The organism is Catenulispora acidiphila DSM 44928 (assembly GCF_000024025.1).
Lineage (GTDB): Bacteria > Actinomycetota > Actinomycetes > Streptomycetales > Catenulisporaceae > Catenulispora > Catenulispora acidiphila.
In genome coordinates, this window is record NC_013131.1 from 7,664,528 (window position 1) to 7,680,009 (window position 15,482).

A 15,482-nucleotide genomic window follows, 5' to 3' on the forward strand; every position below is an offset into this window, starting at 1 on the left:
CCTGACACGCTCAAGGCATGACGGTTCTCGATGTGAACAGGGCGCCCGCTGCCTCGGTCGGCGCTGGTGAAAAGGGTGCTTCCGGTACTTCTCCGTCGCTTCCTCGTCCCCTCACGGTTCCGCGTGGTGTGGCGCTGTACGTCGGCGCGTTGTTCGGTCCCGGTCTGCTGATGCTGCCCGGACTGGCCGCCAAGATCGCTGGTCCCGCCTCGGTTCTCGCCTGGGTCGGGCTGCTCGCGGTCTCGGCCTTGTTCGCCCTCGTCTTCACCGCGCTCGGTACCCGGTTCCCGGACGGCGGCGGCGTCATCGCGTACACCGCCGCGGGTCTCGGCCACCGGGCCGGACGCGCCGTGGGCTGGTGCTTCCTGATCGCCGTGGTGCTCGGCGCACCGGTGGTCTGCCTCATCGGTGCCGGCTATGTCACGGCCCTGACGGGCGGCGGTCGCGGAGCGACGTCTTTGGTCGCCGCGCTCCTGCTGGCCGGGGTCACGGCCCTGACCACCGCGGGAGCCCGGGTGGGCACCGCCGTGCAGATGGTGCTGGTCGGGGTGTTGCTCACCGTCGTCGTGGTCGCTGTCGCCGGTTCCGCGCCCTCCGCGCGAGCCTCGCACTGGACCCCTTTCGCCCCGCACGGGTGGACGGCGGTCGGCTCGGCGGCGTCGGTGCTCATGCTGTCGTTCGTCGGCTGGGAGGCGGCGGCTCCGCTGACCAAGCGGCTGGCCGATCCCGCGCGCTCCCTGCCGCGCATCATCGCCGTGGCGTTCAGTGTGACGACGGTGGTCTACCTGGCCCTGGCCGCAGCGGTGGTGTCGGTGCTCGGTGCAGCCACCGCCGGGACCGTGCCGGCCGCCGACCTGCTGCGGGTCGCCGTCGGGTCGGCCGGACCGGCGATCGCAGCGGGCGCGGCGGTGCTGTTGACGCTGGCCGCTGTGAACTCCTACCTGACCGGAGCGGCGGCCCTGCAAGCCCATCTTCGCGCTGAGCGGCAGCATGGCGCTGCGGAGCGGGCTGGAGAGGGAGAGGCCGAGTCAGGGGGTCGCGGCTTGTTCGCCTGGATCGCGATCGCCGGCTGCCTGGAGTTGACCGCCGAAGCCTTCGGCGTCGTGGACGCGACGCGGATGATCACGCTGACGACGTCGCTGTTCCTGGTGGTCTACGTGGCTTCGATGACGTCGGCGGCGCGGGTGCTGACCGGGTGGCTGCGCGGGGCGGCCGCAGCGGCGTGCGCGGCGTCGGTGGTGGTGCTCGTGTTCGCGGGGATGTCGGCGGTGCTGGCGTGCCTTGTCGCGATAGGCGGCATGGCCGTGCAGATCAGGTCGCGCAGGGCGCGTACGTCGCGCAGGTCGCACACGTCGCGCAAGGCAGCGTCACCGTCACGCTGAAAGCCTGAAGGCGCAAGCCACGCTGGCGCATTCGTGGCGGCGCCGATATGAACGATGCGGCGGCCTCCTTCCACGGTGTGTCCGACGTAGAGTGCTGTTGCCACTCAGGAGGAGCTTGCGTGCACACCATTTTTGATCGGAGCGCGATGCGTGAGGTGCGCGCGTTCTCGGCGATTGTTTGCGGCGTTGACGCGCCGAACTTCGCCGTGACCGTGTGCCCCGCCGACGCGAAGCTGGGCCTCTAGTATGCGGCGGACTGCGGCGGCCCTCCTCGCGTTGACGGTGGGGTGCGTGCTGGCGGACTCGGCGGTGGTCACGCTGGCGCTGCCGGAGATCTTGGAGCGGCTGCACACCACGGTGGGGCAGGTCGCCTGGGTGCTGATCGCGTTCAACCTCGTGCTCGCAGTGGTCGTTCGGCCTGCGGCGTGGTTCTTCAAGCGGCTGGATCCGGCAATTTTGTCTGCGGTCGGGATCGCGGTGTTCGCTGGGGCTTCGGCGTTGTGCGCGGTGGCCGGGTCGCTGGACGTGCTGATCGTCGCGCGGTCGGTGCAGGCGGTGGGTGGGGCGTTCGCGGTGGTCGGGTGCCTTCAGCTGCTGGTCGAGGAGTTGAGCGAGCGGCGCGGAACGGCGTGGTGGATCGCCGCCGGTGTGTTCGGGACCGCGGTCGGGCCGGTGGCCGGCGGGCTGCTCACGGATGCCTTCTCGTGGCGGTCGATCTTCGTCGTCCAGGTGCCGATCGCGGTGCTGGCCGTTCCTGCCGCGCTGGTGAAGCGCCGCAGGAAGGGGCAGGAGCTCGCCGAGGACACACCGAAGCACCGCGTGCAGATCGGGCCGAACATCGCTCTGGCGCTGCTCTCGGCGGCGCTGACAGCGGCGCTGTTCTTGTTCGTGCTGCTGCTGGTCGACGGCTGGCGTCGGTCGCCGGCGATCGCGGCCGTCACGGTCTCGGTGATCCCGCTCGCGGCGCTGTTCAGCCGGCCGCTGAGCCGGAAGCTGCGCGCCGGACCGACAGCGGAGACCATGTCCGGATGCCTGCTCATCGCCGGCGGTCTGGCCGGGCTGGCACTGCTGCCGTCGGCCGAACTCGGGTGGACGATCGCACCCCAGGCGCTCGTCGGACTCGGGCTCGGTCTGACGCTGGATCCGTTGACGCTGCAAGCGATGGACGGCCGCATGCCGCACTTCCTGCACGGCAGCTGGACCATCGCGGCCCGGCACGCGGGAGTGGTCCTGGGACTCGCGATCCTCACGCCGGTCTTCACCGCCGACCTGCAGAACGCCCAGCCGCCCGCGAAAGACGCCATCACCGCGCTGGTCCTGGACGCGCCGCTGACACCCGAGGACAAGATCTCGATCGCCGGCGGACTGTCCGATCAGCTGAAGGAGGAGAACGGCCGGGTGCCCGACCTCGATCCCGCCTTCGCGAAGCTGCACGTGTCCGCCATCGAGAAGCCCGCCACCGTGCAGCTTGAACGCGACCTCAACGATCAGCTCCAGCGGGCAGCCACCCACGCGTTCCGCAACGCCTTCCTCATCGGCGCGGCGCTCGCCCTCACGGCGTTGCTGTCCCTGATCCCGCTGCGGCGCCGGGGTGGTGAGCGATGAGCGCCTTCGCCCGCCTGCGATCGGCGGCGCTCCCCGCACTGTCCGTCGTGATGGTGGGCGGGGTGCTGGCCTTGCAGCTCGCGCACGGAGGCGGCGACTACAAGCCGCTTCGCCCAGCCAGCTCCTGTTCCGCACAGCCGGTCAGCTCGGTGTCGACCGGGATCGACGGCCTGACCGAGCAGCTCGTCCTGATCGGCGTGGACGTCGCCGCCTGCCAGCTCGGCATGACCCGCGAGGCCCTCACCCTCCAGCTCGCGCAGCCCGGCACCCACACCGACGCGCAGATCAGCGCGTTGCGCGCCGGCTTGCTCAGCGCCGTCGACACCATGAAGGCCGACGGCAAGCTCCCGCGGGCGTCGCAACTCACCCGCGAAGCGGTCGACGTATCGAACCTCAGCAGCTTCCGCAAGGCCGCGATCCGCGCCATCCCCGACGCCCTCATCGACAAAACCCTGACGACCGACGACGTCCTGCGCCGCACCATCAACGATCTCGACCTGCGCACCCTGCTGGCCAACCTCAGCAACCGCCAGCAGCTGACCGCCCAAGTGGACGCGGCCGTCATGAAGGCGGTGCTGGCACGCATCGCGGATGACTTGCACTAAAGCCTGTTGGAGAAGTCGAGTGTGAACGCCCGAGGTCTCTGGCGGTTGGGTCAGCGACGATCAGCGGCGGGTGGACGCGATTGGCGTCCGGACCTCACTGTGGCAGGAACCAGGCGAGCCCGACGAATGCGCCCCCGCTGATCAGGCCGACCACAGCCGTGACCCAATAGGATACGAGCCGTGGTCTGGTGAAGCGATGGGCGTGTGGGTCTTCGGGCAGGTAGCGCAGTTGGTACGTGCCCTTTTCGGGCTTCGGCGTATCCCAGCCGTCCAGGTTCGCCCAGAACGTGACGCGCTGGCCCTCAGCCGTGGTGAAGCTGACAAGGCCCTGTTGTCGATAGCTGACGCGGGGCACGTAGATACCGGCGTTGATTCGTTGCAGGGAGTCGATTCTTCGCGATCTGTTGGCAACGACGGTACCGACCGCGGGCAGCCCGTGACGCCGGATTGTGACGGTGCGCAGCGCTGGGAACAGCCCCTCAACGAGACCCTTCCATACTATATATATCCCTAAAATGATTATGGGTACGGATATGCCCTGCATGGCACGTCTCCGTCTTCTACCGAGAGCCGGGTTATTGGCGTCATTTGTGATGGAAGCAGACGGCGTGCGGACTGACAAGCCGTTTTGGCGGAATCGTGCTCAACCATCGCGGAACGCAAGAGGGCCAAGCCGCCCCGCGACGGCCTGGCCCTCCTGCCCGGCGACCCTGGGGTCGTCAGGCCTCTGTTACGGGTACGAGACGATGTCGCTCGGACCGGCGAACGTCGTGCTGACCGGGGCGCCGGTGCCGTTGATGACCGACTGGATGCCGCCGGAGCCGGTGAGGAACACCGTGAGGATGTCGTGGAACTGGACTCCGGGCGCCGGCGGGGACTGGAACGCCATCGAGTTCTCGATGTCCACGCCCTGGTTGAAGAAGGTGTAGCTGCCCATGCCGTAGCCCTGGAAGGTCTTCACGCGGTTGCCGACCAGGAAGGCGGGATAGCCCTTCTGCGTCGGGCTCGCCATCCACGAGGCCTGGTTCGGGACTTCGTACGGGTTCTCGTTCTGGAAGAAGATCACGGTGCCCTGCTGGCCGTTCCAGACCGTCTCGTTCTTCTGGAAGTGCTCGACGGCGAGTCCGTAGGCGGTGACGCCGTCGCCGTTGACGGTCAGGCCGGTGTCGGCCTGGTCGCCGGTCCAGGTGCCGGCGCCCGCGCCGTGGTCGGCGCGCCAGATCCAGACGTCGTCGAGGATGGAGTCGTTGCTGTTGTCGATGAAGGCGTCGTTCACGGTGCCCGCCGTCGCGCCGCCGACGCGGAAGAACACGTCGTCGACGGTGATCGGGTTCGCGGCGTGGCTGCCGGGCAGGGGCAGCGGCGCCAGGTCGAGCAGGGCCGGGGACTTGGTGGTGCCGGCGTCGAAGATCAGGCCGGACAGGGTGGTGCCGCCGGTGTCCGCGACGTCCATCGTCACGTTGCCGCTGCTCGGGATCAGAGTGGGGAAGCCGAGGCCGACGATCTGCGTGTTCGGCCACAGGACGTGGATCGTCCGCGGGACGTTGTAGACGCCCGGGGTGAACAGGAGGTCCTCGCCGAGCAGCAGCGCGGTGTTGATCTGCGAGACCGTGCTCGCCGGGTTCACCACGAAGAACTTGCTCAGCGGCAGCGAGGTCCCGGGGGTGTTGCCCGCAGCCCACGTCGGTCCGCTCGAGTTCTTCTGGAGCGAGGGGACGAAGACGCGGTACTTACCGGAGTCGTCGAGGTAAAGGTACGGAGCTTCCTTGGTGACCGGGCACGTGGCCAGCGTCGTGTAGGGCGCCGCGCCGCCGGGGTCGCCGGAGTTGGAGGCGAAGCTCTGCGCCGGAGCGCCGGGGTCCCCGCAGAAGACCTGATTCCACACGCCGTTGGTCCAGCCGTCGAGGTCGGTGTCGCGGGTGATGTACTGCTGCTGCGAACCGTTGATGACCGTGCCGCCGGTGAACCGGGAGTCGGCGATGAAGCCGCCGCTGGCGTAGTCCGGCGAGCCGTCGCAGTAGTCCATCAGGCTGACGTTGCCGTTGACGACGACCCGGCGGAGCGGGGCGGCCTGCGAGGCGGCCCAGAACTCGGTGTTCGCCTGGCAGCCGTTGCCCCCGGCGACGTTGATCGTCAGGTTCGTCACCGACCGCCAGAAGTTGTCGGTGGCGTTGCAGTTGGTCTGGCTGCCCATGCACTGGTTGTAGACGTCCAGCGAGCCGTTGATGACGGTCCGGTCCGGAGTGAGTCCGAGGCCTGACACGCTCGTGTAGTAGCCGACCTGGAAGACCAGCGGATCGGCGAGGGACCCGTACGTCCCCGGCTTGAACAGCACCGCGTACCGCTCGGTGCCGAACTGGTTCGGCACCTGCTGGGCGGCGATCGTGTCCAGCGTGCTCTGGATCGACGCCTGCGCCATCGACGGATCGAAGACGATCACGTTCGGGCCGAGGGCGCCGCCGGTGGGCGGAACGAGCGTCGCAGGACTCTGCTGCGCGCCGATCGCGGACGCGGCGTGGGTCGCGGACGCCGCCGCGGAAGCCGACGCGGAGGCCGTCGCGGTGAGGGCGGAGGCCGTCACCAGGCCCAGCGCCGCCGCCGCGATCGTCAGAGCCCGCCCCGCGCGCCCGAGCGTGCGCGGTACGAGGAACCGTTCGGGTTTGATCACAATCCACCTAGCCTTCGTAGCGGATGCCTGTGCCGGAGAGCGCTCTCCGGAGCGTGAGTGAACTCGCGTGCGACGGCCGCTGTCAAGAGATGCTCTCTGGCTGAGCAAGGGTTTGGACATGCAGCGTTTTATCGGTGTTCGCAATGCACCGAAATACGCGATCGTGGGTCCTGCGGAATATCGCGATCGTCCACAAAGGCACAGACGCACAGAGACACAGAGACGCAAAGAGCGTGACAGAGCGAGGGCTACGCCTTGGAATCTCGAATCGGTTCCGGCTCGGCCTTCGCCGCCGCTTCCGTGTCGGCGATCAGCTGCTCGATCTCGTCGGCCTTCGGGCTTCCCAGCTCCCGGTTGACGGCGACCGCTTCGCGCCAATACCCGATCGCCTCGTCGAAGCGGCCCAGATCGCGCAGCGCGTTGCCGAGGCCGAGCAGGCTGATGGCGACCTCGACGCGGTCGCCGACGGACTTCGCCAGCTGGTGCTGCTCGGCGTAGACGGCGTGTGCCGCCTCCGGTGCGTGCAGGAGGAGGTTCGCTTCGCCGATGTTGCCCATGATGAGGGCTTGGGCGCGGAGCTGGCCGAGTTCGCGGGCGTCGGTCAGGGCCAGGCGGAACATAGCCAGCGACTCGTTCAGCTCACCGAGCCGGAAGCGGGTCATGCCGATGTTCGTGCAGCAGATCATGGTGCGCCGTCGGTCGCCGAGACGATCGCTGATGAGCTGGGCCTGCTCCCAGACCGAGATGGCCTCGTGATAGCGGCCGCTCGCGTCGTGCAGCAGGCCGAGGTCTATCAGGGCCCAGACTTCCCCTGTGCCGTCATTGCTGCGGCGGCTGCGGTCCAGGGCTTCGAGGAGCGTTTCGTGGGCTTCGTCCATTCGCCTCAAGGCGATGAAGCGGCTGGACAGGCACAGCAGATGGCGCGTCATCACCGCCTCGTCCTGGCGGTCGCGGGCTGCCTGGACCGCGGCGCGGTGCGCGGCCATGCTCTCGGCGTGGGCGAAACGCAGGGTGGAGAAGTGGTCGAGGATGATCGGCAGTTGGCAGATCGCGTCGTAGGATCCCTGCGCGATGGCGGCGGAATGGATCGCGCTGAGATTGGCGTGCTCGGCGTCGAGCCACGACAGGGCACTGTCATAGGTGTCGAACCGCAATGGGTCGACGTCGGAATCGGCGACGTCGGGGAGATTGTTCGTGCGGATGGCGACGGCTGCGTTGTGAGCCGAGCGTAGGAACCACGACGTGAGCCGGTTCAGCATCAGGGCACGGTCGACGTCCGCCCCTTTCCCTTCCGCTACCGCGTCGGCGCAATAGGCACGGATCAGATCGTGCACTTCGAAGCGTCCTGATATGCGTTCCCGGGCCAGGCTCTCGAAGACCAGCTCCTCCATGGCGATTTCCACCTGCACAGGCTCGAGGCCGCATGCCGCGGCCAGTGCCGGCACGGTGTAGTCGGTGCCCGGATGCACCCCGATCGCCTGCGCCACCGCCTTCGCCGGCGCGGACAGCCCTTGGAATGACAGGTCGATGAGCGGGCGCAGCGAGCGCGCTCCGAGCTGGACGCCGTCCAGCCGTCGGCTGTGCAGGGCGTGCGCGGCCTCCGCGAGGCTCCAGGCGGGGCGGGCCCGCAGCCGGGAGGCGACCAGCGCCACAGCCAGCGGGAGCCCGCCGGTCGCCGCGATCAGCTGCTCGGCGGCTTCTTTCTCAGCGGCTATCCGGTCGGGTCCGATCACGGAGGTGAACAGGGCCAGCGACTCGTCAGGGTCGAAGACGTCCAGATCGACCAGCCGGGCACCGTCGATCCCGGCCAGGCTGCGCCGGCTGGTGATCAGGACCAGACACGAGGGTGCGGCGGGAATCAGGTCCCGTACTTGCCGGTCGTCGGCGGCGTTGTCCAGCACGATGATCGCCTGCTTGTCCTGCAGCCGATCCCGGAACATCGCAGCCCGCTCGTCCAAGGCGGCCGGGATGTGGCGGGCCGGGACGTTCAACGCCCGCAGAAACCCCTCCAGCACCGCGGCCGGATCCATCGGCGGCACCTCGGGATCGAAGCCGCGCAGGTTCACGTACAACTGCGCGTCGGCGAAGCGGCCGGAGCGCACCAGCTCATGCGCGGCATGCACCGCCAACTGGGTCTTGCCCACCCCTGCGGTCCCGTTGATCGCCGAGATCACGACCGTCTGCGACCCGCCGGCAGCAGGCTCCAGCATCGCCGCCAACTCCGCCTCGCGGCCGGTGAACGTCGCCAGATCCGCCGGCAACTGCCGAAAAACCCCGGTGGGACCGCCCCTGCGAGCCTCCGCCTGAACCCGGATGCACGCCTGCCGCCACCGATCGACCCCGGCCTCGTCCAGGCCCAAAGCCCGCACTGCGGCCACCACCAGATCCAGATCGAGACGACGCCTCCCCGGCCGGAACACGGCAGCCAACGTCGAATGACTCAACTCCCGCGGCGGCCGCAGCAAAGGCCCGGCCCGCCTGGCCAGCGTCCGATACGACGGAGCACCGGCCCACACCCGCAGCCGCCCGAACAACTCGACGAACTCATCCACATCAGCTGCCTGCGACGGATCCGGACCCGAAACCCGCGACGGCTCCACAGCCCTGCCCTCCCCAACGGCCGACGGACGGGCCGATACCTCTGCCCATGTCACGATCAGATCACGGATCTCGTTTGCTGTGACCCCTCCTCGGGGGCGAAGGAGTCAGTGATGGTGACAGTTATCGGCACGATCAGCACGATCGGTATCACGGGGGAGGCGGGCCATGTCGGCTTTTTCGAAGCGCGCGGTCATCATCACCACGACGGTTGTCGCGGTTGCCGCAGGTGGGACGGCGGTGGCGGTGAGTCGGAGCGGTTCGGGCGGGACGCACAAGGCGGGTGTCGCGGCTGACGGGTCGCCTGGTGCGCCGGTGACGACGACGGCTGCCTCGGCGTCCGATGCGGCGGCTGCCCCGGCCACCCCGCCGACCTCCGGAACTCCGACTTCCGCTGCGGGGACACCGGCGCCGAGCGACTCCGGAGCGCTGGGCGCCTTCGCCGACGACGGCACCACGCCTTTGACCGACTTCCCGAGCATGGTGAAGTTCAGCCAGGCCTTGGGGAGCGGCTCCCACATCGTCACGACCATCGATCCCAAGTACCAGCGCGCCGCCGCCGATGCCGTGTCGGCGAAGCCGTTGTCGGGGATGGTCGTCCTGCAGGCCGACACCGGCAAGATTCTGGCGATGGCCAGCAACGGTCCGGCAGACCTGGCCTATCACGCGGCGCGTGCGCCGGGGTCGACGTTCAAGGTCGTCACCGCCGAGGCGTTGCTGCGCGGCGGGATGACGCCGAACTCGGCCGCGCCGTGCCCGTCGAAGGACAAGGACTACCCGATCACCAACGACGAGACCAGCACCGTCAACCTCAAGGCGACGCTTCACTGGGGCTTCGTCTTCTCCTGCAACACGTCCTTCACCGGCCTGTTCGACAAGGCCGCCGACACCCCGGTGTCGCAGGAGTCGACGAAGTACTTCGGCCTGAACCAGCCGTGGGACCTGGGTCTGGGGGCGACGCTCTACGGGGTCGTGGACGGCGTCGCGGCCAACGTCCCGACGGCCAAGGGGCAGGACTTCGCCGCCGAGTTGTTCGGGCAGGGCGCGATCACCATGTCGCCGCTGAACATGGCCTCGGTCGCCGCGACCGTGGACGCCGGGCAGTTCCACCAGCCGTACCTGGTCACGGGCACCAAGCCCACCGCGCACGCGCAGCCGCTGGGCAAGACCGTCGACAGCGAGCTGAAGAGCATGATGCGCGACGTCGTGACCGAGGGGACGGCGCACGACTCGTTCTCCGCCGTGACCCCGGCGGTCAGTGCGAAGACAGGTACGGCGCAGGCCACCGGCGGCGAGGACAGCTGGATGATCGCCTTCCAGGGCAACATCGCGGTGGCGTGCCTGGTCGAGGGCGGCGGATTCGGCGACAAGGCCGCCGGCCCGGAGATCGCCGCGATGCTCAACGCGGCGAACGGGCACTAGCGGCAGCGGCTTTGCAGGCGACGCGGCCTCAAGGCGACTAGGGCGACTACGGCGACAAGGCAACTGCCCGGTCCCTCCGGTACCGCTCAGCTTCCGGTGGCGGTCGGCGGAGCCGAAAGCGTCTGGAACGTCAGCGAGCCGATGTCGATGCATGCGTCGGCCGTCGTCGCCGACGCGCCCGACGGCGCCGACGGCGTGAAGGTGACGGCGATACACGTCGACGAACTCGGGCCCGGCGGCACCTCGTAGACGCCGCTGGAGGAGAACGACGAGCCGTCGAGGAGGCCGGAGCCGACCGTCACCGTGAAGCCGCTGGCGGACATCGAGAAGGAGACCTGGTCGGTCGGGTTCATCACCTCGTCGGCCTTCGGCGCGGTGATCTTCACCGGCTTGCCCCAGTCGGTGAAATGCAGGTCGCCAAGACTGTTCCCAGCCTTGACCCTGAGCTCGACCGGCAGCCCGGAGTGATTCAGCCAGACATCGACGTGCGCCGGCTTGCCACCGGCGAACTCGGCCGCATAGCGCACGGTCGCAACCCCGTCAGCCGTCTCCGCACCGACCCTCGCGAACTTCCCCTCGGCAAGCAGCCCAGAAACGAGCCCAGCCGGATCCCCCAACTTCACCGGAAGGTGCACCCCGAACAACTCGTGGTCATCGGAAGGTATCGCGAACCACGTCGCATTCGGCTTCGCCACGACCTTGGCGTGCAAATTAGGCGGCGCCTTGGCGTAGAGCGTGCTCCCGTCATAGATCACCCGGTCAGGAACGTCATCACTGTCCGGCTTCACCGCCAACGACAAGTCGGCCACCATCTTCGGCCCGAACCGGACCGGACCATCGATAACCACGGTGCTATCCCCGGCAGCGCCGCCACCCGCACCCGCACCACCCGTGACGGTGACCGTGCCATGCACATGAACCCCGTCAGCAGCCAGGACACTCTGCGCAGCGGCATGCATGACCTGATCCGCAGGCAGCGACGGATCAAGCTTCCCCGCACTCTTGCCCGACATCCCACTCGCGCACGCGGCAGTGACCGCCACAGCCGCGACCGCAACACCGAATGCCACCACCGCCGACACCGCTTTGCGCCGCGCTGTCGCGTCGCCGATCTCTGTGTTCATGGCAGCCCCCGCTCTCCGATGATGGACGCGCATCAGGCTAGTGGACCTGTGGCTGAAGAGGTGCGATCAGCACAGACCGAGCACGGCGCTGTATCCGGCCGAACCGTGACCATTGAGGGCGAGGTCCGACTAAATCATGGGTATTCCATGGATCACAACACCCACGATTGCGCATTAGAGGAAACCACTAGCACGGGAAGTGACGAGTGGACGAGACTATCGCAAAGCGCTGGGATCGAAGTCAGGGAAACGCAGGACTCAACATTCCTTGGTTTCCACGGGAATACACGGCAATTCCCCCGGCTTGACAATGTGCGCGGCGACCTCTGCGATCCGGGTCATCCGCACAGGGCACCGGACGAAGGCGGCGCCGGTCCCGCGGCGGCCGATCGTCGTGCCGGGCCGCCGCTGGAGCTGTGCCATCAGACCGTTGCCAGTATGCGGATTCGGGACTCTAACTCTCCCGCAGCGCCCGCACCGACTCCCGTAGCGAGCCCAGTGTTGCGAAGACGGCGGTGGGCTCGTAGCCGCAGTGGGCCATGCAGTTGGCGCAGCGGGGGTCGTTGCCGCGGCCGTAGCTGTCCCAGTCGGTTTCTTCGAGGAGTTCCTTGTAGGTGGCTGCGTAGCCGTCGGACATCAGGTAGCAGGGTTTTTGCCAGCCGAAGAGGGAGTAGCTGGGGATGGCCCAGGCGGTGCAGGGGAAGTCGGTCTTGCCTTCGAGGAAGTCGAGGAAGAGGGGGCTGTGGTTCAGGCGCCAGCGTTCGCGGTTGCCGTTGGAGAAGGCTTTGTGGAAGAGTTCGCGGGTTTGTTTCACCGGGAGGAAGTGTTGCTGGTCGGGGGCTTTTTCGTAGGCGTAGCCGGGGCTGATCATCATTTGGTCGACGCGGAGGTCGTCGTTGAGGTAGTCCAGGATGTCGATGACGTCTTGGGGGGAGTCGGTGTCGAAGATGGTCGTGTTCGTCGTCACGCGGAAGCCTCGGCGGCGGAGTTCGCGGACGGCGGCCACGGCTTCGTCGAAGACGCCTTCCTTGCAGACGGATTCGTCGTGGCGTTCGCGCAGGCCATCGAGGTGGACCACCCAGGTGAAGTAGCGGGAGGGCTTGAAGCGGTCCAGCTTCTTGGGGATGAGGAGGGCGTTGGTGCACAGGAAGACGTAGCGCTTCATCTTCACCAGTTCGTCGACGAGTTCGCCGATCTGGGGGTGCATCAGGGGTTCGCCGCCGGCGATGGAGACCATCGGGGCGCCGCATTCGCGCATGGCGGCGAGGGCTTGCTCGACGGGCATGCGCTTCTTCAGGACGTCGGCGGGGTGCTGGATCTTGCCGCAGCCGGCGCAGGCCAGGTTGCAGGCGAACAGCGGCTCCAGCTCCACCAGGAGGGGGAACTTCTCACGGCGGCGCAGCTTGTTGCCCAGGACATAGCTTCCGATGCGGATGCTCTGGCGGACCGGCATTCCCATGGTTCCGCGCCTCCTTGCGAGTAGTTCCTGCTGGTTCTTCAGACGTGTTCGAGTGCTGTGGCCCAGTCCCGGAGGACCGCGCCGATGGCCTGCAGCCGTTTGCGGGCGTTCAGTCCCGCGCGCAGTGTCGACGGGCGGACCAGGGGGTGGTCCGGGGTGTCGACGATGACCCGGACCACCGTGAAGGGCCGCCCGCGAGCGGTCGCGACCAGGGGGAACGACTCCATGTCCACCGTGGTCACGCCCTGTCCGGCCAGCCGGGTCAGGATCTGCGCGGAGGCGATGTGGTCGATCGTCTCGACCGGCCCGGTCATCACCGCCGGCGTGCCGCGCCCGGCGGCGTTCAGACCGTGCGCGGTGTGCGGCTCGGGCGCCTCGTCCACCTCGGGCTCCAGGATCAGGTGGCGCTCCAGCGCGAAGGCGATCGAGTCGGCCCAGGGGCACTCGATCACCTGCCCGCCGCGGCGCACCTCGTCGGCGACCACGATGTCCCCGGGCCGCAGACACTCGTCGGTGGCGCCGCCGAATCCGGCGACGGCCAGCACGTCGAAAGCCCGCTCGCGCCGCGCGAACTCCTCGGCACGCCGCACTCCCATGCCGACGCGCTCGACCCGCAGGCCGTCGGTCTTCAGGGCCCGGGCTTCGATGCCTAGCGCGGCGCAGACGAGCAGGTCGGTCATGACACGGTCCCCGCATGTCCCGCATGTCCCGCATCTCCCCCGTCTCCCGCCGCTCCCACAGCACGCACATAGCGGCCGAGGGCGCTGATCGGGAAGACGAGCCGATACAGGTGGTAGTTCAGGTAGAAGTCGCCGGGGAAGCCGGTGCCGGTGTAGTGGTCCTCGTCCCACGTACCGTCCGCGCGCTGCGTGCGGATCAGGAACCTGACGCCCTGCTCGACCGCCGTCCCGCGCTCCTCCCCCGCCGCCAGCAACGCCAGCAACGCCCACGCGGTCTGCGACGCCGTCGAGACCCCGCGCCCGATCCAGCTCTTGTCGCGGTAGGAGCGCAGGTCCTCGCCCCACCCGCCGTCGTCGTTCTGGTGCTCCTCCAGCCAGCGAACGGCCCGGCGGATCATCTCGTCCTCGGGATCGACGCCGACGGCGACCATCGCCGGGACCACGGCGCCGGTGCCGTAGACATGGTTGGCGCCCCAGCGCCCGAACCACGAGCCGTCGCGCTCCTGCGCCTTCACCAGCCACTCCAAAGCGCGTTGCGACGCCCGCGAGTTCGCAAGCCCGAGGGCCGCGTACGCCTCCAGCGTGTGCGCCGTGACGTCGGCGGTCGGCGGATCGATGACCGCCCCGAAGTCGCAGAACGGCAGCTTGAGCGCCAGCGTGCGGGTGTTGTCGGCGTCGAAGGCGCCGTAGCCGCCGTCCTTGCAGGCCATGCCTTCCAGCCAGTCGACGCCCCGGCGGATGGCGGCGGGGGCGTCCGGATGCGCGACGCGGTTCAGCGCGAGCACCACCTCGGCGGTGTCGTCGACATCCGGGTAGCCGTCGTTGTCGAACTCGAACGCCCAGCCGCCGGGCGCCACGCGCGGACGCCGCACCGACCAGTCGCCGGGGTTGGTGATCTCCTCCCCCAGCACCCAATCGGCGGCCTTCACCAGCGCCGGATGATTCTCGGGCAGCTCGGCGTCGCGCAGCGCGGTCATCGCCAGGACGGTGTCCCACACAGGGGACTGACACGCCTCCAGCCGCCGCCCGCGCTCGTCGCGGATCGTGAAGCGGTCCAAGCCCTCGATGCCCTTGCGCATCACCGGGTGGTCCACGCCGTATCCGAGCAGGTTCAACGCCATCAGCGAATACACCCACGGCGGCTGGATCCCGCCCCAGGAACCATCAGCCTCCTGACGCGCGATGATCCAGTCCGCGGAGCGGCGCAGCGCCGCGTCCCGGACCGAGCGCAGCGGCTTCCGCTCATAGACGTGCAACGCGCGATCGAGCGTGCTGAACAAGCCGCGCTGCGCCGGCGCGCGCCGACCGGTCCGCAGCTCCTTCAGGTCGAAGCCGAGCGGCCGGACGGGACGCAGAGCATTGACGATCGTCAACGGCACCACGGTCTGCCGGGCCCAGCACGCCCAGTCGTAGACGTTGAGCGGGAACCACTTCGGCAGGTAGATCAGCTCCGGCGGCATGACCGGCAAGTCAGACCACTGCCATTCGCCGAACAGCGCGAGCCAGATCCGGGTGAAGACCCGGCTGGCCTCGATGCCGCCGGAGTCCAGGATGTAGGTACGCGCCGCGCGCATGTGCTCGGCGTCCTTCGCGTCCCCGGCCATGCGCAGCGCCGTGTAGGCCTCGATGGTCGTCGACAGGTCGGCCGGGCCGTCGAAGAAGTTCGCCCATGTGCCGTCGGCGCGTTGCTGGGAGCGGATCCAGTCGCCGGCTTCGCGGGTCACCTCCTCGGTGCGGATGCCGAGAAACTGGCGCAGCAGAAGGTCTTCGGCGTCCATCGTGACGTTCGTCTCGAGTTCGCCCTTCCACCAGCCGGCGTCGTCCTGCAGCCCGAGCAGGTGGTCGGCGGCGGCCTGGAGCGTCGCGGCCGCGCCCTGGGAGGGATCGGCCGGCCCGGTCGCCGCGACGGCTTTGTCGATGACGTCAGTCACGGTTGCCC

The 15,482-nt window shown here is 68.6% G+C and carries 12 protein-coding genes; 5 read left to right on the top strand and 7 right to left on the bottom strand.

Annotated features, from left to right (window positions below):
• Positions 1-128: 128 nt before the first annotated feature.
• From CACI_RS32960 to CACI_RS32970, 4 genes are all read left to right on the top strand, one after another.
• Positions 129-1,382: an APC family permease gene (locus tag CACI_RS32960; RefSeq protein WP_015795227.1), complete on the top strand. Its 1,254-nt coding sequence runs from the start codon at positions 129-131 to the stop codon at positions 1,380-1,382.
• 119 nt (positions 1,383-1,501) lie between these two features.
• The gene (locus tag CACI_RS53720) at positions 1,502-1,627 is read left to right on the top strand and encodes a hypothetical protein (protein ID WP_015795228.1); all 126 of its coding nucleotides are present in this window, start codon (positions 1,502-1,504) and stop codon (positions 1,625-1,627) included.
• A gap of 1 nt (position 1,628) precedes the next feature.
• Positions 1,629-2,987: an MFS transporter gene (locus CACI_RS32965; protein WP_015795229.1), complete on the top strand. Its 1,359-nt coding sequence runs from the start codon at positions 1,629-1,631 to the stop codon at positions 2,985-2,987.
• Positions 2,984-3,592, top strand: a complete 609-nt coding sequence (locus CACI_RS32970) for a hypothetical protein (RefSeq protein WP_015795230.1) — start codon at positions 2,984-2,986, stop codon at positions 3,590-3,592. Before CACI_RS32965 ends, CACI_RS32970 begins: the two co-directional genes overlap by 4 nt.
• A gap of 94 nt (positions 3,593-3,686) precedes the next feature.
• Here CACI_RS32970 and CACI_RS50420 read toward each other — a convergent pair whose 3' ends face one another.
• From CACI_RS50420 to CACI_RS32985, 3 genes are all read right to left on the bottom strand, one after another.
• A complete protein-coding gene (locus tag CACI_RS50420) occupies positions 3,687-4,136 on the bottom strand; it encodes a DUF3592 domain-containing protein (protein WP_015795231.1) in 450 nt (149 codons plus the stop codon).
• A gap of 186 nt (positions 4,137-4,322) precedes the next feature.
• A complete protein-coding gene (locus tag CACI_RS32980) occupies positions 4,323-6,260 on the bottom strand; it encodes a pectate lyase family protein (RefSeq protein ID WP_015795232.1) in 1,938 nt (645 codons plus the stop codon).
• 248 nt (positions 6,261-6,508) lie between these two features.
• Positions 6,509-8,812 (bottom strand): ATP-binding protein, encoded by a 2,304-nt coding sequence (locus tag CACI_RS32985; RefSeq protein ID WP_143765474.1) that lies wholly within the window; start codon positions 8,810-8,812, stop codon positions 6,509-6,511.
• 214 nt (positions 8,813-9,026) lie between these two features.
• Here CACI_RS32985 and CACI_RS32995 point away from each other — a divergent pair, with 214 nt between their 5' ends.
• Positions 9,027-10,280, top strand: coding sequence for a penicillin-binding transpeptidase domain-containing protein (locus CACI_RS32995; protein WP_015795234.1), 1,254 nt, complete (start codon positions 9,027-9,029; stop codon positions 10,278-10,280).
• 86 nt (positions 10,281-10,366) lie between these two features.
• Here the strand turns inward: CACI_RS32995 and CACI_RS33000 are convergent, their stop codons facing one another.
• The 4 genes from CACI_RS33000 to shc all read right to left on the bottom strand — a co-directional run bounded on the left by CACI_RS33000 (position 10,367) and on the right by shc (position 15,474).
• On the bottom strand, positions 10,367-11,437 hold the full coding sequence (locus CACI_RS33000) for a hypothetical protein (RefSeq protein ID WP_143765475.1): 1,071 nt from the start codon (positions 11,435-11,437) through the stop codon (positions 10,367-10,369).
• A 421-nt stretch (positions 11,438-11,858) separates the two neighbouring features.
• Positions 11,859-12,863: an adenosyl-hopene transferase HpnH gene (hpnH, locus tag CACI_RS33005; RefSeq protein WP_015795237.1), complete on the bottom strand. Its 1,005-nt coding sequence runs from the start codon at positions 12,861-12,863 to the stop codon at positions 11,859-11,861.
• Positions 12,864-12,901: 38 nt separating this feature from the next.
• On the bottom strand, positions 12,902-13,543 hold the full coding sequence (locus tag CACI_RS46390) for a phosphorylase family protein (RefSeq protein WP_015795238.1): 642 nt from the start codon (positions 13,541-13,543) through the stop codon (positions 12,902-12,904).
• Positions 13,540-15,474: a squalene--hopene cyclase gene (shc, locus tag CACI_RS33015; RefSeq protein ID WP_015795239.1), complete on the bottom strand. Its 1,935-nt coding sequence runs from the start codon at positions 15,472-15,474 to the stop codon at positions 13,540-13,542. Before shc ends, CACI_RS46390 begins: the two co-directional genes overlap by 4 nt.
• Between the last annotated feature and the right edge of the window lie 8 nt (positions 15,475-15,482).

What these genes read in the sequence shown, in the direction of transcription:
- CACI_RS32965 (WP_015795229.1), top strand. Translation starts at nt 1,629, where the DNA reads ATGCGGCGGACTGCGGCGGCCCTCCTCGCGTTGACGGTGGGGTGCGTG.
- CACI_RS32970 (WP_015795230.1), top strand. Translation starts at nt 2,984, where the DNA reads ATGAGCGCCTTCGCCCGCCTGCGATCGGCGGCGCTCCCCGCACTGTCC.
- CACI_RS50420 (WP_015795231.1), bottom strand. Translation starts at nt 4,136, where the DNA reads ATGCAGGGCATATCCGTACCCATAATCATTTTAGGGATATATATAGTA.
- CACI_RS32995 (WP_015795234.1), top strand. Translation starts at nt 9,027, where the DNA reads ATGTCGGCTTTTTCGAAGCGCGCGGTCATCATCACCACGACGGTTGTC.
- CACI_RS33000 (WP_143765475.1), bottom strand. Translation starts at nt 11,437, where the DNA reads ATGCGCGTCCATCATCGGAGAGCGGGGGCTGCCATGAACACAGAGATC.
- hpnH (WP_015795237.1), bottom strand. Translation starts at nt 12,863, where the DNA reads ATGGGAATGCCGGTCCGCCAGAGCATCCGCATCGGAAGCTATGTCCTG.
- CACI_RS46390 (WP_015795238.1), bottom strand. Translation starts at nt 13,543, where the DNA reads ATGACCGACCTGCTCGTCTGCGCCGCGCTAGGCATCGAAGCCCGGGCC.